The sequence below is a fragment of the Sphingobacterium thermophilum genome (assembly GCF_039541675.1).
Taxonomy (GTDB): Bacteria; Bacteroidota; Bacteroidia; order Sphingobacteriales; family Sphingobacteriaceae; genus Sphingobacterium; species Sphingobacterium thermophilum.
Genome location: NZ_BAABGR010000015.1, coordinates 520,568 through 540,369, shown reverse-complemented (window position 1 = coordinate 540,369; position 19,802 = coordinate 520,568). Strand labels below are relative to the sequence as shown.

The window sequence follows — 19,802 nt, the reverse complement described above, 5'->3', positions numbered from 1 at the left end:
TTGCCATTGTGAAGAAGTATATATCCTTACTCTTATTGGTAGTCTTACAAGCTTTGCTAATCCAGACGGTCAGAGCACAAGACAAGATGAATATTGTCCGTTCGGACATGTCGCGCATCAATGCAAAGCTGGGGACAATGATGAACTATAATCCGCTTTACGAACACAAGGGCAATTACCTTACTGCCGACAGCGGATACCTATATAAGAATGAAATAGGTCAGGAATTTTTCGAAGCTTTCGGCAATGTGGTCATCACACAGCCATCGGGAACCTTAATATATGCAGACCATCTACACTATAATGCCAGTGCACAGCTGGCCAAGCTCACCGGCAATGTGAAGATGGAAGACCGCAACTCGGTGCTTACTACCAACTACCTTACATACAATCTACGCTCGAAAATAGGAACATATACCGGCGGTGGAAGGATTATTTCACAAAATGATACCATTACTTCCCGAAACGCGTATTATTTCGAAAACACAGGAGATGCCTATTTTCGGCATAAGGTCGTGGTACGTACCCCTTCGGTAAAAGTGTTTACAGACACTATGCGCTACAATGGTATCACAAAAAACACCTATTTTTTCGGCCCTACAAACATAAAAGGCAATAAAAACGAAAATCTTTATACCGAAAGAGGTGTATATAATACCGCTACAGGTGTTGCCTATTTCAATAAGGAAAATCTATATACCGAGGGAAGTAAGTTTCTAAAGAGCGATAGTCTCTACTACGACAGAGCTTCCGGCGTAGGACAAGCCTTCCGAAATGTTGTCTTTGTGGACACCTTGGATAAATTCTATGCTTATGGAGGCAAAGGGGTCTATAAATCCGAAGATGAGTCTATTCTGATGACGGACAAACCTTATATTGTTACCGTCATAAAAAATGAACAGGATAGCACCGCGCAAGACACCTTACAGCAAGCTAATCCCATAGAAAAACCCGTAGTAAATAAAAAGGATTCAAAAAAAGGAGATAACAAAAAAAAAAACGGCAAGGAAAAGAAAATAGAAGAGCATTCTCTAACAGAGGAAAACTCTGAAATCACAGATGAATCAAAAGAGATTAAGGTAGAAGCCAAAGTGGATTCGGCCTATCTCACTGCCGATACGCTGTTCTCTAAGATGATATTGGTCAAAGACTATAAACCTCTAAACCTTAACCTAGACAGAAATGGAGGGCAGGTCTTGGAAGATGCTGATGAAGATTATGGTGATGAGGATGACATAAACACGCCTCCTGCCACTCAAGAGGGAACTCCTATTGAGGATAAGGGCAGCGCGGCAGCAGAAGTGAAGCCTACGCAGGCGCCAGTCACAAAGACCACACCCAAACCTGTCGGCAAACCGCCTATCCTCAATCCCGATGAAGACCGTAAACATATAGCTCACACCCTGAAGGCCGACTCTATCTTACGGCAACAGGCTGAAATCCCTAAAGAGGGACATGCGGATAGCGTCATCAACGAAGCGTTGCGTGTGGCTCAGAAGGAAGACACGACCCCAAAAGTGAAGGACAGCACCTACACCGTGTCGGATACAGCCCGTACCCGTATTGTAAAAGCATACTATAATGTGCGTCTATACAAGTCAGACTTGCAGGCGGTAGCCGATTCGGCATTCTACGCTATGCAAGATTCTATGTTCCGTTTTATGGGACGTCCTATGATTTGGGCGGAAGACTCTCAGATTTCGGCAGACACCATCTATATGCAGATTGTCAATCAACAGCTGGACAACGCTGTACTTGTCAACAATGCTTTCATGGTAAATGCTGTGGCTGACTCCACCAAGTTCAACCAGCTCAAAGGACGCAGAATAACGGCATTTTTCAAAAACAACAACATAGAGAAACTGTTTGTGGATGGAAATGCAGAAAACTTGGTATTCTCAGTCAACGAAAGGACCAACCGTATCACGGAAATGTTTCATGACCGAGGCGCGCGTATTAAAGTAACGCTGGAAAACCGAAAAATCATAGACTATATAACCATAAAGAACATAGATCAGAAAGTTTATCCCGTAACCATGATAAACGCTGAAAATGAAGTTCTTCCAGGTTTTATCTGGCGTCCTCAAGACCGTCCAAAATCCAAAGAAGACCTGCTCAACAGAAAGAGGGAACTTCCTAAGGATGAAGAAAAAACGGAAACAAAAGAAAATAATATTGAAACAGAAGAAAGCAGCGATGAGGGATAAAATAAAGGAGCTCTACGAAATTGAGCTCCTTTATTTTTATATATCTTTTAAAAATTCAGCCATTTTGGAAACAGCAATAGCGCGGTGACTTATGGAATTTTTTTCCTCCGCACTCATCTCTGCAAATGTTTTGTCGTAACCATCAGGGATAAAAACAGGATCATAACCGAATCCTTTTTCTCCTTTTCTTTCATGGATGATTTTACCTTCGATAGCTCCTTCAAAAAAGTATTGCTCTCCGTCAAGGTATAAGGAGATTACCGTCCTAAAACGTGCCTTTCGGTCTTCTGAATCACCCAACTTTTCCAACAGTAAGTCGATATTCTTTTCCATATCACGCGTTCCGGAATAACGTGCCGAATACACCCCAGGCTCACCATGTAATGCATCCACCTCCAATCCCGAATCATCACCGAAACAGTTTACGCCATATTTCTGCACTAGATAATCTGTCTTCTGCCTTGCATTTTCCTGAAAAGTATCGCCAGTCTCCGGAATGTCGTCATGACAGTCAATATCCCTTAAAGACTTTATTCTAATCTTTTCACCCACAATAGCTTGTACCTCTTCCAGCTTATGGGCATTATTCGTAGCAAATACTAGTTCTATCTTTTTCAATGTATATGAATTTCGGTTATTAGAAATCTACTTAAAGTGCTCTGGCTATGACGATATGCTTTCATAGCAATATCTTCCTCGCAAAATTAAAGCTTAATTATGATAATCTGACTTTTATGAAGACATTTGACTGTTAAAAGCCATTAACTATTGATAAATGTCTTAAACTCACCCCAGAAAAGTTTCTTCTTATTGATATCGACAAACATCTCCTCGAAAGAGAAGGTGTTGAAAACCGTAGCCACTCTTCCTCTCATATAGGAGTTATGAGCAATGTCTGGAAGTTTTAACGAGGCAGGTTCTACGCCGAGAAGCGTAATCTTTTTAGGCTGAAAGAAGGCCATGATACGTTTGAAGTCGTTAGGATTTTGGGGATTGGCAAGATTCAGTACCGCCACCTGTTCGGCAGCAATATTAAGAGCCCCCAAAGTCTTGATGAAAGCTTCATCGGCTTTCGGTGAAAAATAAGGATAGTCAGGATACCGAAGAATAAACAATATCCCTGAACTTTTATCCCCCCGATAGACAAACTCTTCATTAGACGAATCCCATGCTACGGCAGAAGATGGTGATGACACCTCCGCAAGTACGACATCCTCAGCCGTGAAGCCTGCCGAAAACAAGGTTTCATTCATCAAAGCCTGAAGGGCTATAGGATTATCTGTAAGAAGATTGCTCATCGCCGATGATAAAATCAATAATCGTCATCCCCTAAAGGGATGACGACATTATATCCATTATTGACCTAATACCCAAGCGAATACAAGTGGAGCTACGATGGTAGCATCGGATTCGATGATGAATTTAGGTGTATCCACATCCAGTTTACCCCAAGTGATTTTCTCATTAGGAACAGCACCTGAGTACGATCCATACGAGGTAGTAGAATCCGAAATCTGACAGAAGTAAGACCAGAAAGGAACATCCTCCCATTCCAAATCTTGGTACATCATAGGCACCACACAGATAGGGAAGTCACCGGATATACCTCCACCTATTTGGAAGAATCCTACTCCTTTACCTCCTGAATTAGCACGATACCATTCTGTCAAGTAAATCATATATTCAATACCTGACTTCACAGTAGAAGCTTTCAAGTTACCTTTGATAACGTTAGCAGCAAAGATATTACCTGTAGTGGAGTCTTCCCATCCCGGACATACAATAGGCAGGTTTTTCTCAGCAGCAGCAACAATCCATGAGTCTTTAGGGTCAATTTCATAGTATTGCTCCAATACTCCCGATTTCACTACCTGATATAAAAACTCATGAGGGAAATAACGCTCGCCTTTTTCTTCTGCGGCATGCCATACATCTTCCAAATGTTTTTGAAGACGACGGAAAGCTTCTTCCTCAGGAATACAAGTATCCGTAACACGGTTATAATGATTATCCAACAATTCGCGTTCTTGCTCTGGAGTCAAATCACGGTAGTTAGGAATACGTTTGTAGTGCGAATGCGCTACCAAGTTCATCACATCCTCTTCCAAGTTTGCTCCTGTACAAGAGATAATATGTACTTTATCTTGGCGGATCATCTCCGCTAAAGAAACGCCTAATTCAGCAGTTGACATAGCACCTCCTAAGGATATCAACATTTTACCACCTTCTAGCAAATGTTGTTCGTATCCTTTAGCAGCATCAACTAATGCAGCAGCATTAAAGTGACGGTAGTTGTGCTCAATAAATTGACTAATTGGACCTTTTTGTGTACTCATCTTTGTCTGTTTTTAATAAGTAATAGCAAAGGTACTGAATAAAATTTATTTATGGATTTTAATACGGGGAAAGCCTGCTTAAACTCTTATTTTTTAACAAATGTTAAAGAAATACAGACTCTATATCTAGTAATCTCATGCGATCTAAAAAAACATAAAAGGGTGTTTTATCACCCTTCTATGTTTTTCTATTATTAAGTTTGATAAGCAGCTCTACAATTCATTTACGTCTCAAAAGCCTGGAAAAGAAGAAATATGCCGAAACCAGCACTACTGCAATCACTAGCAGAACAATAATTTCTTCCTTTCCTATTCCCCATGACATTGTGTTCATAGAGCTAAAATACGTAAAACAGCAGAATAAACGTTCATTTTATTTGCTATTTCTTTTCTAAGATAGCCTTGTAAGCTCCCGGAGTAAGTTGCAATGTAATATCATAAGTTCCTGCCGAAGCAATTTCTATATCCGGTCCATCCTGAGTTAGATTATTAAGATCTCCTCCAAAATTTATTGTCCATTGATCATTAGCCCTAAATTTTATTTTTCCAGGAACAAGATCTATCGTTACCTTCCAAGTATAAGATCCTTTTCCTCCCTCGAAGGCCATATCCGTATCATTGTCCCATCCTCCCGGTGTAGCGTCACCAATGACCCCCATGTTAATTTTCAGGACTTCATAGGTCAATGCCTCGGCATCCATCCTAATGCGGTAGAAACCATCTTCCGAAACCGTCAGGTTTTCTGCTTCCTCATCCTGCATAAGTGAGCCTGCAGCACTGCCTTTGCCATAACCTCCTTTCCAATCTATATTGGTAGGCAAAAATTTAAATCCTCCCTCAGCAGTAAGATATTCAAAAATTTCAAATTTTGTTTTGCTGTCAGGATCATAAACGGTCATCATAGAAGCCCGTGTAGGATCCCAGCCTGCCCCCAAAGAACCTCCTACTACATACATCACAGGATTGCTCTCCTGCAAAGTGATGGGTCTCTCTTTGGTTATGTTCTGCCCTCCGGCCGTATAAGTAACCCGCAACACTGCTTCTCCAACATATTCTTCGTTTAAAGGAATATCAAATTCCTTTTCGATAATCTTTTGATTGTCCGAAAGGATAATTTGCTCCTGCAGAATGCTAGTCCCATCTTTGACCAAACTAAAATCAAAAGATTTAACATTATTGGTCAGAAAGCCTACTTTCAACTTCTGTCCCACCTGCACAGCTGTAGGGGTAGACTCGTTAAAGGACACTATTTCATCCGGAATAGCATGTTCTACCTTTTTACAACCTACCAACACCCACAATAAGCATACACTTGCTAACAAATAGTTATATACTGTTTTCATAACATCCTAATTATAACCTGTATTCTGTGAAAGATTTGGGTTGTTGGCCAATGCCGTCGCCGGAATAGGGAAAATCCTTTTATATGTTTCTGCAGTATTGGCGGGCTTAAACAGCATAGCATCTTCCCATTTTCCAAAGCGTATCATATCCGTACGGCGCGTAACCTCAAACGTGAATTCCAACGCCCTTTCTTTATATAAGGCTTCCAAGGTCAATGTAGCAGCGGTAAAATGTTTCTCAGGGTTGTTTGGAAATGCCCTTTTTCGAACAATATTTGCTGCGTCGAGCGCTTCCGCAGTAGTGCCGTTTGTAGCACCTCGCAATATGGCTTCCGCTTTCATCAGAAGCACATCTGCCAAACGGAACACAACCACATCGTTCCCCGCATTACTACCAATATGATTTTTGTCCGGATAGTATTTGACACAGCGGGCTCCTGCAAGACGTCCTCCATCGTCCGCCCCTCCAATATCAAAATCAGAACCCGGCAGCAGCACAAAACCATCTGGATTCAAAACAATATTAACTCCGTTATATACCAAAGGCTGCCCGGAAGAGGTGTACTGCTGTCCATAGAGCCATTGTTGCTTGCGTATATCTTCGTCTTCAAACAGATGGAAATAAGCAGGCTGCGCACTCCAGCCGTTCCACGGGTTACCATTCAGATCGAAGGTCTGACGGTGAGCATAATGCAATACTTTAAAAAACAAAGCATTTCCTGTAGCTCGTGACGCATCAAAAGGAATAGAAAATATAGGTTCTGGACTGTCCGCTCCATTGTCAGGTTTAAACTGCGCAAGATAATCTGTTTCCAAGGCAAATTTTTGTGACTCTATAATTTTGTTGGCATGTTCCACCACCTTATTCCAATTCGGGGTGCTTGTATAAACCTGCGCATTGAGATATGCTTTAGCTAACAATGCATGGGCAAACCATTTTGTAGGTCTTCCATATGTTTGCAGAGACTTGTCTTCACTCAGCAGTGGTAGGTTTTCCTCCAGTTCCGAAACGATAAAATCAAATATCTGCGCGCGTGGTGTGGTGGTAGGCAGTTCGGTCCCCGTGTCAAAGGTCGTCACCAAAGGCAGGTTGCCGTAAGCATCCATCATCAGATAATAGTACCAAGCACGCATGGTCTTTATCTCAGCGATAGTCTGATCTTTCTGTTCTGAGTCCTCTGATTTCTCGATAACACTAAGCACCCTGTTGCAGGTTCCTATAGCGCTAAATCCCCAGTTCCAAGCATTACGTACCACCTCGTGCGACGAAGACCATGTATGGAAATGCATGTCGCGCCATTTTCCTCCATCGAACCAGTCTCCTCCTCTTGTAGGGATGACTACCTCATCCGCTCCTGCAGTTTGCAGATCAAAGTAATCCGCAAAATATCCTCTTGCCGAAGTATAAACAGGTCCTGTTACTGCGACAAACTGTTCAGGAGTCTTGGGAAAAGTTTCTTCGGTATAGGCCGAATACACTTCATCGTCAAATTTGAAACAACCTGTACTTAACAGTGTAAGTCCGGACAAAAGGGCTATATAGAGTTTATTTTTTGTCAGTTTCATAGCAAAATCATTTAAAAAGTAAGATTACAGCCTAAGATGAACGAGCGTGTCTTTGGATAATAGCTCCTGTTATCTATTCCCGGAGAAAGTCCTCCTAAGTTTAGTTCGGGATCCACGCCAGTATATTTGGTAATCGTAAACAAGTTTTGAGTTGTGAGATAGATGCGAGCCTGTTTTATATAACGAGACTGTGTCATCGGGAATTTGTATCCTAACGTGGCATTATCCAACCGCAAGAATGAACCGTCTTCCAAGAATCTGCTTGATGCTATCAATGGGGTTTCAAATATTCCTTCTTCTACGGCTTCCTTTACGATATTAGTTACATTGGCCTGCTGAAGGCGCGACAAGTCGGCCCTTGTAGCATTGAAAATCTGGTTACCATACATTCCTCGTAAGAACACATTCAAATCCCAATTTTTGTATTTTAAGGTATTGTTCCAAGCATAGGTGAATTTTGGCAACGCATATCCCATAATCTGATAGTCGTCAGGGGCAGAAATCTGATCTTGGGTGACCAACTCTCCCGACGGCTTCTGATAAATCGTTCGCTTGGCATCCTCATCATAACCTATATATTTAGCCACATAGAATGTTCCTATAGGTTGTCCCGGCAACACGATGGATGCCGTCTGTCCTGTCCATCCCTCCAGTCCTATTCCTCCCTCATATCTTTCGGTTACTCCAATGTTTTCTATGTTGGAAGACAAAGACCCTACCTTGTTCACATTACGAGCAAAGTTCAGCGTGGTGCTATAACGAAAATTCCCTTTGTTAATGATATGGGCATTCAATACGATTTCCACGCCTTTATTATTCATAGAAGCACCATTAGCCAGTAAGCGATCAAACTGATAAGGAGGTGAAGGAACATTATATTCGTATAGCAAATCTTTCGTCTCTTTGTCATAATATTCTATGCTACCTCCCAATCTTCCGCGCCACAACTCAAAGTCCAATCCGACGTTAAACATTGCCGTACTTTCCCATTTAAGATTAGGGTTTTCATTCTGATTGACCCCATAAGCGTTTATCCAACGACCGTTATAGAAAAATTGTCCGTCACGGGGGCCAAACATGATTATGCTTCGATATGGATCAATATTCTGGTTGCCCGAAACTCCGTATCCTACGCGCAGTTTCAACTCCGAAAAAAGTTGCTGGTCCTGCATGAACCCTTCTCTGGACAGACGCCAGGCAGCAGAAACGGAAGGGAATGTTGCCCAGCGGTTATTTTTACCGAATTTTGAAGATCCATCTCTTCTTAGAGAAGCAGAGAGCAAATACTTATCATCATAATTGTAGCCCACTCGTCCATACACGGAAATCAACAAGGATTCTTTAATCTGTGGATAACCGCTGAAAGGATTATACCCATCAGGAAGTGTTCCCAAATTAAGGTTGTTGTCTATCAAGTCATCCGACATGAATCCTACTGCTGAGGCCCAGATGCCATCATCATTTTTGGTGCGTTGATAGGAGTATCCGGCCATGGCTTCCAGATTATGTACATTACTAAAAGTATGGGAATAGTTGAGATAGGATTCCAAAATTTTATCTATATGTTTTAGACTAGTTCGCTCGGCATATCCTCTTCCCAATGCGAAGGAGTCAAAGTCCGTGCGGTGCATATAATATTTCTTGTCCCAATGCCGGCGTTGGTAGGAAAGAATATTAGACCATATTAAGCCATCCGCAATTTTCAAATCTCCTTTGAAATTTCCCAATAAGGTATTGTTGCTTCTAGATTCATCCCGCTGGTTGAGCATTGCCACAGGATTCATGTATCCTGTACGTCCCACCACCTGAAAGTAGCCGCCATATTGTGCATATTCCGGAGCATCCGACATGATCGGCGATGTAGGTACATAACGGGCAGCGCCATTAAAAATACCATAATCAATATGTTGGGAAGTGATAATGCTATTACCTATATTAAAGGAGAGCTTTAGCCTGTCATCAAAAGCATTTTGATCAATCCCTACACGGGCTACAATTTTTTCAATGCCGTTACGCTTCACTATCCCCTGATTATTGAAATAATTAAGAGAGGCATTATAACGTGTGTGCTCCGTGCCACCTCCTAATGACACATTGTGATTGTGTGAAATTCCGGTACGCGTAATCGCTTTTTGCCAATCCGTTTCATAGCCCGTTTCATTGGGAGCTACGGTAAGGCCGTGCTCTTCGACAAAGGCCTTATGTTCGGCAGCACTAAGCACATTAACTTTATTGGATATCATCTCCGTAGCTGCATAACCGCTATAATTGATGACTGGAGCGCCGGCTTTTCCTCGTCGTGTGGTTACAAAGATCACCCCATTTGCAGCTCTCGATCCATAAATAGCTGTGGAGGAAGCGTCTTTCATCACATCCATGGAAACAATGTCATCTGGCGCTACCAACTCTATATTGGCACCAACTATACCGTCGATAACATACAGAGGTGCTGAGCTTGCCGTCAAGGAAGAAGGACCTCTTAGCTGCATAGTAGCCCCTGCTGTAGGATCCCCTCCAGCTCTATTCACCACCAATCCCGCGACCTTTCCCGCCAGCAGCTGATCCGGAGAGCTTACCACACCTTTGTTAAAGTCTTCCGGCGTCACACTACTAATAGATCCCGTCACTTGCTTACGCTTGGTAACCCCATATCCAATGACCACGACCTCTTCCAGTTGATCTGCCTCCAACACCAAATCAAAATCTAACTGATTCTGACCCGATACAATTTGGATAGTTTTCTGGGCATCCCTATACCCGATAAGTTTTACTACAACTGTCTGAGATCCCAAAGGCACATTATGGATAACGTATATGCCCTGTTCACTTGTGGATGTAGCAGCACCGGTAGCCAAAAGACTTACAGTAGCACCGGCAACAGGAAGACCATCTTGGTCCACCACTTTTCCTGTGAGTGAATTTGCTTGACCATAACTTTTTGAAACTCCTGCACCAAGCAGAAAAATCAAAAAAGCAGACAAATAGCAAATCACCCTGCAACGTACAGTAGATTTTTGCATAATTCAGATTGTGTTTGTTTAGTAATTGTGTATTTAGTTTATATATTGGTTAACAGAACTTCTCTTAAAAGAAGAAGAACCATATTAAATGTTTTCGGTTTTAAATATAACAATCTGAATTTTACTTTAAAAGAAATTTTTGTTGAAAATAGGATTTTTCGAAAGAGGGCTAGGATGAAAAGATTTTATTTTACATAACAAAAATGGGTGACTAAATCACCCATTTTTCGCATTTATCCAAAAATTCTTGTTGTATGTCAGCTCCGATACCGATATCATCGCTGATAGAAATCTTATATCCGTCATATTGAATTCCTCCTATTACAGGATCTGCCAGATGTCCCACCATACAGGTATCCAAGTCATAGAATTTAACATTCGGTGCAGCATAGGCAAAATGAACCTTTGCTGCCAGTGCCAAACGAGACTCTAACATTCCACCAATCATACAAGGAATATTATATTCAGCAGCTACAGACTGAATCTTTAGTGCTTCGTATATTCCTGACGACTTCGAGAATTTGATATTGATATAGTCGCAAGCATCCGCCTTACATAATCTTTCAGCATCGTGATGATTATATACGGATTCATCAGCCATGATAGGGACAATAGTACGTGTACGCAGTTCCGGCAGCAGGTGATCATTATACGTACGCATAGGCTGCTCACAAAACTGTATTTTATACGGCTCAAGCCCTTGCAAAGCTTCTACAGCTCCTTCAAAGGACCACCCCTGGTTTGCATCCACTCGGATAGGAATATCAAATCCTACAGCCTGACGTATAGCCTTGATGCGTGCGATATCGTCCTGCGGCTTCTTTCCTAATTTTACCTTAAGAGCAAAAGCTCCACCCTCTTTCAGGCGTAGCGCCTTTTCGGCCATCTCTTCCGCAGTAGCAATACCCAACGTAATATCGGTGATAATCTCTCGGCGTTCTCCCTTAAGAAATTTGTATAGCGGCAAGCCGGCAGCCTTAGCGTTCAAATCATATAAAGCCATGTCAAACGCCGATTTGATGGTCGCATTGCCCGCAATATAAAGGTGTAGTTCTGCCAGACGATCTTCTATAGCCAAAGGATCTTTTCCTTTCCAGATTTTGGCAAAGTCCTGTGCCACGGCAATACAGGTGTTCTGCGTCTCTCCCACAATCATCGGAAAGGCTGAACATTCGCCTACACCATATAAATCAGTATCTGTAATAATCTTAATAAAAGTGTTCTGCGCATAATCCATAGTGCCCGTCGCTATAACGAAGGGTTCCATGGGAATACTTAATCGATAGATTTCTATTTCTTGAATTTTCATGTCTATTAATATGGGATTAACAAAAAAACGAATGAAATTTCATTTTACCAATGTTTTGGTGAAATAAATACAATCCTCGCTCTTCGTGTCGGAACAAATTACAAAAGCATTAAATATTCTTAAATTTTATTGAAAATTTTTCAAAGATTTAAGTTTTTGTTTTTTATATTAGCAAACTCGAATTAGTCAAATCATAATTTAGTAGAATAGAATGCAGCAAGAAGGACTTTACAACCCGGAATTTGAACACGATGCATGTGGTGTAGGCTTTGTAGCGCACATTAAGGGTAAAAAATCGCATGACCATGTTCGCGATGCCTTAGTGATGTTGGAAAACATGGAGCACCGCGGAGCCTGCGGATGTGATCCTGAAAGTGGTGATGGAGCAGGAATCATGATACAGATCCCGCATGAATTTTTTTGGGAAGAATGTATCAACTTAGACATCCAATTACCTGAACCCGGTTATTATGGGGTAGGTATGGTATTTTTACCGAAAGACGAAACATTAAACCAGATCTGCCGTCAGGTAATTCAAGAGGCGACGGAAGACCGTAAGATGGACTTTTTAGGCTTCAGAACTGTTCCGGTCAACAAAGAAGGTATAGGGCCAACAGCGTTGAGTGCCGAGCCAGAAATCGTGCAGTTTTTCGTTTCACGTCCTGTAGGGGTGACCAATACGGAAGATTTTGAACGTAAATTATATGTCCTTAGAAGACTTATCATTCAAAAGATCAAAGCCACCCAAGAATATCCGCTACCATTATATTTAGCATCGCTTTCTTGCAAAACTATAGTATATAAAGGGCAATTGACAACATATCAGGTTGGCACTTATTTCAAAGACCTTAGAGATCCTCGTGTAGTATCGGCCTTTGGCTTGGTACACTCGCGTTTCTCTACCAACACCTTCCCATCGTGGTCGTTGGCCCAGCCTTTCCGTTTTTTGGCCCATAACGGAGAGATTAATACCCTTACCGGTAACCTCAACTGGTTTTATGCAGGGGTGCGTTCTCTTTCTTCTCCTTATTTTACAGAAGAAGAAATGGAAATCCTTCTCCCTGTGGTTGATAAAGGCCAATCGGACTCAGCATGCTTGGATAATGTTGTAGAGCTATTGCTTCATAGTGGACGTAGCTTACCTCACGTCATGCTGATGTTAGTTCCCGAGGCATGGGACGGAAACCCACAGATGGATCCTTTGAAAAAAGCATTCTACGAATACCATGCTACCTTGATGGAACCATGGGACGGCCCAGCGGCATTATGTTTTACCGACGGTAAAGTAATTGGTGCGACCTTGGACCGCAACGGCCTTCGTCCATTACGCTACGCCGTAACTTCGGACGACCGTGTGATTGTTGCATCGGAAGCAGGAGCACTCCCTATAGACGAATCTACCATCATCAAAAAAGGTCGCCAACAGCCGGGAAAAATCTTCGTCGTGGATATGGAACAAGGTAAAATCCGTACCGATGAAGAGGTCAAAGGCGAGTTGGTAAGCAAGCAGCCGTACGGCGACTGGATAAACAAATACAAAATCAAGTTAGAAGAACTCGCAGAGCCTCGTGTGACATTTACTTATCTGTCCAAAGACTCTGTGTTCAAATATCAACAGGCATTCGGATACTCACGTGAAGATATAGAAACCATCCTTTCACCTATGGCAACTACAGGCTATGAGCCGGTGGGGTCTATGGGTACGGATGTGCCTCTTGCCGTATTGTCCGACCATCCTCAACATCTGACAAGCTATTTCAAACAGTTTTTTGCTCAGGTGACCAACCCACCGATAGACCCTATACGTGAGCGTCTGGTGATGAGTTTGGCAACATTCATCGGCAATTCCGGTAATATCTTGGTAGAAGATCAAAAGTCTTGTCATTGTGTAACTTTGGAACATCCCATTCTGACTTCTAGCGAATTGGAAAAACTACGCTCTATCGACACGGGAGTGTTCCAAGCAAAAACCTTACAATGCTATTTCAAGGCGGACGGCAAGCCAGGCTCATTAGAAGCCGGACTGGAGCGTCTATGCCGTTATGCAGACGATGCCGTACGTGACGGATTTGAAGTGATCATTCTTTCGGACCGCGCCATAGACTCACAACATGCCGCCATACCATCGTTGTTGGCGGTTTCTGCCGTTCACCATCACCTTATCAAAACAGGCAACCGTGGCGCTATAGGACTTGTGGTAGAAGCCGGAGACGTATGGGAGGTACACCACTTCGCCTGTCTGCTAGCCTTCGGTGCTACAGCCATAAATCCTTATCTTGCTTTAGCAAGCATACGCACGCTGAAAGAGCAAGGTTTGTTGGATACTGAGCTTGAATGGCCTCAACTACGCAAAAACTATGTAAAGGCAGTATGCAATGGTTTACTCAAAATCTTCTCGAAGATGGGTATCTCCACACTTCAATCATATCACGGAGCACAAATCTTCGAAGTGTTGGGTATAGACAAATCTGTTGTTGACAAATACTTCTGTGGAGCGGTTTCTCGCATCGGAGGCCTGACGCTTGACGATATCGCTCAAGAAGCACTGAAGAAACACTGGAGAGCCTTTGCCCCTACCCGCAACGTAAAACCTATCTTGCCGGAAGGCGGTATCTACCAATGGAAACGTCGCGGAGAAGGACATCTTTGGAATCCACAGACAGTACACCTGCTACAACAAGCCTGCCGCAATAACGACTATCAAGCGTATAAGAAATATTCGGCATTGATTAATAACCAAAAAGAGCGTATGTTCACCTTACGCGGCTTATTGGACTTTGCCAAACATAGAAATCCTATCCCTCTGGAGGAGGTAGAACCTGCCACAGAAATTATGAAGCGCTTTGCTACAGGAGCTATGTCTTTCGGTTCTATCTCACATGAGGCACACTCTACCCTGGCTATTGCTATGAACCGTATCGGTGCCAAATCCAACACGGGAGAAGGAGGGGAAGACGAAATCCGCTATCAAAAATTGCCTAATGGAGATTCTATGCGATCGGCTATCAAGCAGGTGGCATCAGCACGCTTCGGAGTTACATCAAACTATCTCACTCAGGCTGACGAAATCCAGATCAAGATGGCACAAGGGGCTAAACCTGGAGAGGGCGGGCAGCTTCCTGGCCATAAAGTGGATGAGTGGATTGCTAAAGTACGTCACTCTACACCTGGTGTAGGCTTGATTTCTCCTCCACCACATCATGACATCTATTCTATCGAAGATTTGGCACAGCTGATTTTCGACCTGAAAAATGCCAACAGGGAGGCTCGTATCAATGTGAAATTGGTGTCTAAGGCGGGTGTAGGAACCATTGCCGCCGGTGTTGCCAAAGCCCATGCCGACGTCATCCTCATCGCGGGATATGATGGAGGTACGGGAGCTTCTCCTATAAGCTCTATCAAACATGCCGGACTACCATGGGAGCTAGGGCTCGCAGAAGCACACCAAACCTTGGTGAAAAACAAACTGCGCAGCCGTGTAGTGCTACAAGCCGATGGACAGATGAAGACAGGCCGTGACCTTGTCATAGCAACCCTCTTAGGAGCAGAAGAATGGGGCGTAGCTACAGCTGCCCTCGTCGCCGGAGGATGTATCATGATGCGCAAATGTCATCTGAACACCTGTCCTGTAGGCGTGGCCACTCAAGATCCTGAATTACGTAAGCTATTCTCTGGAAAACCAGAAGATATTATCAACCTGTTCCGCTTCTTGGCAGAAGAGATACGCGAAATCATGGCAGAATTAGGCTTCCGATCAATCAATGAGATGGTAGGTCGAGCTCAATTCTTGAAAAAACGTGAAGATATCAATCACTGGAAAGCCAGCAAAGTAGACTTCTCCAGCATTCTGTACGTGCCGCGCAATGAAATAGGACAGACCTTATATAATACCGAAGAACAAGACCATGGCTTAAGCATGATTTTGGATTGGGGGCTGATAAAGCAGGCAAAAGAAGCTTTGGAAAACAAAACCCCTGTGTTCGGAACTTTCAAGGTAAAAAATACAGACCGTACCATAGGAACGATGCTGTCAAACGAAATTTCGAAACGCTACGGTTCCGAAGGTCTGCCAGACAACACCATCAACTTTAAGTTCGAAGGGTCGGCGGGTCAGTCTTTCGGAGCATTCAACACCAAAGGTATTTCGTTTGAATTGGAAGGTGAAGCCAACGACTACGTCGCCAAAGGTTTGTCGGGAGCTCAGATCGCAATCTACCCATCTAAGGACAGCAAGCTTGTTCCTCACGAAAACATCATCATCGGCAACGTAGCCTTGTACGGCGCCACCTCCGGACACCTTTTCGTCAACGGTATGGCGGGAGAGCGTTTTGCCGTACGTAACTCAGGAGCTACAGCAGTAGTAGAAGGTGTGGGAGACCACGGCTGTGAGTATATGACAGGAGGACGTGCCCTGATTTTAGGAGAGACGGGAAGAAACTTCGCAGCAGGGATGAGCGGCGGTATAGCTTGGGTATATGATATTAAAGGCAATTTCAGAATCAACTGCAACCAAGAAATGGTGGACCTAGACCCACTTGAACCAGAAGATGAAACAGCCATCATATCCTTACTGAAACGTCATATCCACCTCACTCGAAGTGAGAGGGCAACATATATCTTAGAAAATTGGGCTACAGAAAAGAACAAATTCATTAAGGTGTTCCCTCGCGAATACAAAGCGGTGTTAAGAAAAAAAATGGTTGTAGCTTAATTAAAGGGAATTAAATCATGGGAAAAGCAACTGGATTTTTAGAATTTGACAGAGTACTTCCGCCAAAAGAGGCTGTAGAAAATAGAAAACAACACTATAAAGAGTTTGTACACACCTACACAGACGAACAACTCAACACACAAGCTGCCCGCTGTATGAACTGTGGCATTCCGTTTTGTCACTCGGGTTGTCCATTAGGCAATGTCATCCCCGAATTCAACGACGCTGTCTACGATGGAAGATGGGAAGACGCCTACAACATCTTGAGCTCGACAAATAACTTTCCTGAATTCACAGGACGTATATGCCCTGCTCCATGCGAATCGGCATGTGTGTTGGGCATAAACAAAAACCCTGTAGCCATTGAGGAAATAGAAAAACATATCATAGAAATTGCCTATAAAAAAGGCTATGTTAAACCCGCTACGCCAGTATTAAAGACAGGCAAAAAAGTGGCAGTAGTAGGCAGCGGTCCCTCAGGTTTGGCTGCCGCAGCCCAGCTCAACAAGGCTGGACACGATGTAGTGGTTTACGAACGTGACGATAAAGTAGGGGGCCTTCTTCGCTATGGCATTCCTGACTTCAAGTTGGACAAGTCCGTAGTGGACCGCCGTATTGAAATCATGAAGGCATCCGGCATAGAGTTTCGCACCAACGCCGAAGTAGGAAAGAATGTTCCCGTCTCTGAGCTGGATCAATACGATGCGGTGGTGCTAGCCGGCGGTTCTACTATTCCGCGTAACCTCAATATTCCGGGCCGTGAGCTTAAAGGCGTCCATTTTGCCATGGAATTCCTAAAACAACAGAACAAGCGTATAGGCAACTCTCCAATAGAGGTAGAAGAAATTCTGGCTACAGGAAAAAATGTATTGGTCATCGGCGGTGGCGACACCGGATCAGACTGTGTAGGAACAGCCAACAGACAAGGCGCCAAGTCAGTAACGCAATTCGAGCTTATGCCTCAACCACCGAAAGCCCGTACAGCAGCTATGCCATGGCCAACCTACCCTATGCTCCTGAAAACTACAACATCGCATGAGGAAGGCTGTCAACGATTCTGGAGTGTAAGCACAAAAGAATTCTTAGGAGATGACAAAGGACATGTGCGCGCCGCTCTTGTTGTAGACTTAGAATGGGAAACCGACGCCAACGGCCGTCCCGTGAAATTCAAGGAAGTAGAAGGCTCACAGCGTGAAATCCCATGCGAGCTGGTAACACTGGCTATGGGCTTCCTGCACCCTCAACACGAAGGCCTACTGCAGCAGCTGGGTATCGCCCTAGACGAAAGAGGCAACGTCAAAGCAGCTGAAGGTTCTTATCAAACCAACATTCAGAAGTACTTCACTGCTGGCGACATGCGCCGCGGACAGTCACTGGTAGTATGGGCTATCTCCGAAGGCCGCGAATGTGCCCGTAAAGTTGATGAATACTTGATGGGACAGACCGCACTCGAAAGTAAAGAGGCCGTATTCGATTACGCTTAAGCAGCTACTAATCATCATCTATATTTCAATCTAAACCTTCTCGCACGTCTGAGAAGGTTTTCTTTTTATTTCTGCCTATGACAATTTTATAATTGAGAAAAATACATTAACTTTAGCTGAAATTCTCTTAGAGAATCACAAGGTTTGCTACTACAAAACCATCGACCTATTTAAATTATGAGATTTATCAAGATTACGTTATTTTTTATTTTAACATTCCTTTCTCATTCTCTTTTTTCTCAGAAAAAGCCCAACATCGTTATCATAATTTCAGATGATCATTCGTATCAGAGTATAGGCGCTTATGGGTCTCCCTACGGACATACTCCCAACATAGATCGTATTGCGAATGAGGGGGCTATCTTTCATCGCTCCTATGTAGTTAACTCCATCTGCGGTCCCAGTCGTGCTGCCCTCCTTACCGGGAAGTACAGCCACAAAAATGGATTTAAAGACAATGAAACATCTAACTTTGACCACAGCCAAAACACGTTTGTCAAACATCTAACAGCCGGAGGATATAAGACAGCTTGGATAGGCAAAATTCATCTTGGACACGACCTGCAAGGCTTTAGCGACTACGATATTCTGGTAGGACAAGGGCAATATTTCAATTCTGACTTCATTAGTCCAGAAGGAAAAAAGCAGAGTTTTGGATATGTCACCGATGTCATTACCGACAAAGCTTTGGAATGGATCAAAAAAAACCAAGAAGAACCTTTCTGTATCGTGATCGGACATAAAGCTACACACCGTACTTGGATGGCCGATCCTCAGGATTTTGGTAAAAACGACCATAAAGAATTTCCTCTTCCTTCTACTTTCTATGACGACTACCGAGGACGCCCTGCCGCTGCCCTCCAAGAGATGAGCATAGACAAAGACATGCAGCTGCCTTACGACCTGAAGATGTATGAAACGTTGGAAGATATGCGCAACCAGCATTGGAGCTTCAAACGTATGACGGACGAACAGTTTCAAGCTTATGTAAACTATTATCGTCCTATCTACGAAGACTTCAAAAAGCAGAACCTTAGAGGCAAAGCACTCGCCGAATGGAAGTTCCGCCGTTACATGATAGACTATCTAAATACGGCAGAATCGCTGGACCGTAATATTGGTCGCGTATTAGATTATTTGGAACAAAATAAACTGGACGACAATACGCTGGTCATTTACCTTTCTGACCAAGGATTTTATATGGGTGAACATGGATGGTTTGATAAACGCTGGATGTACGAAGAGTCTTTCCGTACGCCTATGGTAGCCAAAATGCCCGGCCTAATCAAGCCGGGAAGCAAAATTGACGGCATCGTAATGAACGTGGATATTGCTCCTACCCTCTTGGAGCTTGCAGGCATCTCCACCCCTAAAGACATGCAAGGGACATCTATTCTTCCGCTGCTGACGGGAAAGAAGAAAAGCATTCAAGATGAAGCATATTATCACTATTACGAAAATGGAGAACATGCCGTATCCCCTCATTTCGGAGTGTTCGATGGTCGTTATAAGCTTATCCGCTTCTACAAAAGGGTGGAAAGCTGGGAATTTTATGATTTGAAAAACGACCCTTCGGAAATGAACAACATCTACAACGACAAAAAATATAAGGCCCAGATCAACAGGATGAAAAAGCTACTCCAAAGAAAAGCGGCAGAACTGGAAGATGAGGAGGCCTTGCAAATATTGAAGCAATAATAACCACTAATCATCATCTATATTTTCAACCGGAACCTCCTTGTCTCTGCTGCAAGGAGGTTTTCTTTTCCATAAAGAAATCAGCTTTTTATAGTTGAAAATTATTGCACAAATTTTACTCTACCGGA

General features: G+C 43.2%; 11 protein-coding genes. 4 read left to right on the top strand and 7 right to left on the bottom strand.

Annotated elements, in window-relative coordinates; translation table 11 throughout:
- Positions 1–8: 8 nt before the first annotated feature.
- Positions 9–2,207: an OstA-like protein gene (locus tag ABD873_RS08245; RefSeq protein ID WP_345067131.1), complete on the top strand. Its 2,199-nt coding sequence runs from the start codon at positions 9–11 to the stop codon at positions 2,205–2,207.
- A gap of 36 nt (positions 2,208–2,243) precedes the next feature.
- Here ABD873_RS08245 and ABD873_RS08240 read toward each other — a convergent pair whose 3' ends face one another.
- The 7 genes from ABD873_RS08240 to ABD873_RS08210 all read right to left on the bottom strand — a co-directional run bounded on the left by ABD873_RS08240 (position 2,244) and on the right by ABD873_RS08210 (position 11,781).
- Positions 2,244–2,825 carry a non-canonical purine NTP diphosphatase gene (locus tag ABD873_RS08240; RefSeq protein WP_345067128.1) on the bottom strand — a complete coding sequence of 194 codons (582 nt, stop codon included), beginning with the start codon at positions 2,823–2,825 and terminating at the stop codon, positions 2,244–2,246.
- 143 nt (positions 2,826–2,968) lie between these two features.
- On the bottom strand, positions 2,969–3,505 hold the full coding sequence (locus ABD873_RS08235; RefSeq protein ID WP_345067125.1) for a hypothetical protein: 537 nt from the start codon (positions 3,503–3,505) through the stop codon (positions 2,969–2,971).
- Positions 3,506–3,562: 57 nt separating this feature from the next.
- The gene (locus ABD873_RS08230; RefSeq protein WP_039053319.1) at positions 3,563–4,543 is read right to left on the bottom strand and encodes a deoxyhypusine synthase family protein; all 981 of its coding nucleotides are present in this window, start codon (positions 4,541–4,543) and stop codon (positions 3,563–3,565) included.
- Between the two features lie 380 nt (positions 4,544–4,923).
- Entirely contained in the window at positions 4,924–5,886 is a 963-nt protein-coding gene (locus ABD873_RS08225; RefSeq protein ID WP_082021821.1) for a cadherin repeat domain-containing protein, read from the bottom strand.
- Positions 5,887–5,892: 6 nt separating this feature from the next.
- A complete protein-coding gene (locus tag ABD873_RS08220; RefSeq protein WP_345067120.1) occupies positions 5,893–7,452 on the bottom strand; it encodes a RagB/SusD family nutrient uptake outer membrane protein in 1,560 nt (519 codons plus the stop codon).
- A gap of 11 nt (positions 7,453–7,463) precedes the next feature.
- Positions 7,464–10,472 (bottom strand): SusC/RagA family TonB-linked outer membrane protein, encoded by a 3,009-nt coding sequence (locus tag ABD873_RS08215; RefSeq protein ID WP_345067117.1) that lies wholly within the window; start codon positions 10,470–10,472, stop codon positions 7,464–7,466.
- A 211-nt stretch (positions 10,473–10,683) separates the two neighbouring features.
- Positions 10,684–11,781 (bottom strand): mandelate racemase/muconate lactonizing enzyme family protein, encoded by a 1,098-nt coding sequence (locus ABD873_RS08210; RefSeq protein WP_345067114.1) that lies wholly within the window; start codon positions 11,779–11,781, stop codon positions 10,684–10,686.
- 211 nt (positions 11,782–11,992) lie between these two features.
- Here ABD873_RS08210 and gltB point away from each other — a divergent pair, with 211 nt between their 5' ends.
- From gltB to ABD873_RS08195, 3 genes are all read left to right on the top strand, one after another.
- Entirely contained in the window at positions 11,993–16,492 is a 4,500-nt protein-coding gene (gltB, locus tag ABD873_RS08205; protein ID WP_345067111.1) for a glutamate synthase large subunit, read from the top strand.
- Between the two features lie 17 nt (positions 16,493–16,509).
- The gene (locus ABD873_RS08200) at positions 16,510–17,976 is read left to right on the top strand and encodes a glutamate synthase subunit beta (protein WP_345067108.1); all 1,467 of its coding nucleotides are present in this window, start codon (positions 16,510–16,512) and stop codon (positions 17,974–17,976) included.
- 177 nt (positions 17,977–18,153) lie between these two features.
- Complete coding sequence (locus ABD873_RS08195; protein WP_345067105.1) at positions 18,154–19,674, top strand: sulfatase family protein; 1,521 nt, start codon at positions 18,154–18,156, stop codon at positions 19,672–19,674.
- The last annotated feature ends 128 nt before the right edge of the window (positions 19,675–19,802 follow it).

Excerpts from the sequence above, each read along its gene's own strand:
- ABD873_RS08235 (WP_345067125.1), bottom strand. The coding sequence starts at position 3,505 with ATGAGCAATCTTCTTACAGATAATCCTATAGCCCTTCAGGCTTTGATG.
- ABD873_RS08230 (WP_039053319.1), bottom strand. The coding sequence starts at position 4,543 with ATGAGTACACAAAAAGGTCCAATTAGTCAATTTATTGAGCACAACTAC.
- ABD873_RS08225 (WP_082021821.1), bottom strand. The coding sequence starts at position 5,886 with ATGAAAACAGTATATAACTATTTGTTAGCAAGTGTATGCTTATTGTGG.
- ABD873_RS08220 (WP_345067120.1), bottom strand. The coding sequence starts at position 7,452 with ATGAAACTGACAAAAAATAAACTCTATATAGCCCTTTTGTCCGGACTT.
- ABD873_RS08215 (WP_345067117.1), bottom strand. The coding sequence starts at position 10,472 with ATGCAAAAATCTACTGTACGTTGCAGGGTGATTTGCTATTTGTCTGCT.
- ABD873_RS08210 (WP_345067114.1), bottom strand. The coding sequence starts at position 11,781 with ATGAAAATTCAAGAAATAGAAATCTATCGATTAAGTATTCCCATGGAA.
- gltB (WP_345067111.1), top strand. The coding sequence starts at position 11,993 with ATGCAGCAAGAAGGACTTTACAACCCGGAATTTGAACACGATGCATGT.
- ABD873_RS08200 (WP_345067108.1), top strand. The coding sequence starts at position 16,510 with ATGGGAAAAGCAACTGGATTTTTAGAATTTGACAGAGTACTTCCGCCA.
- ABD873_RS08195 (WP_345067105.1), top strand. The coding sequence starts at position 18,154 with ATGAGATTTATCAAGATTACGTTATTTTTTATTTTAACATTCCTTTCT.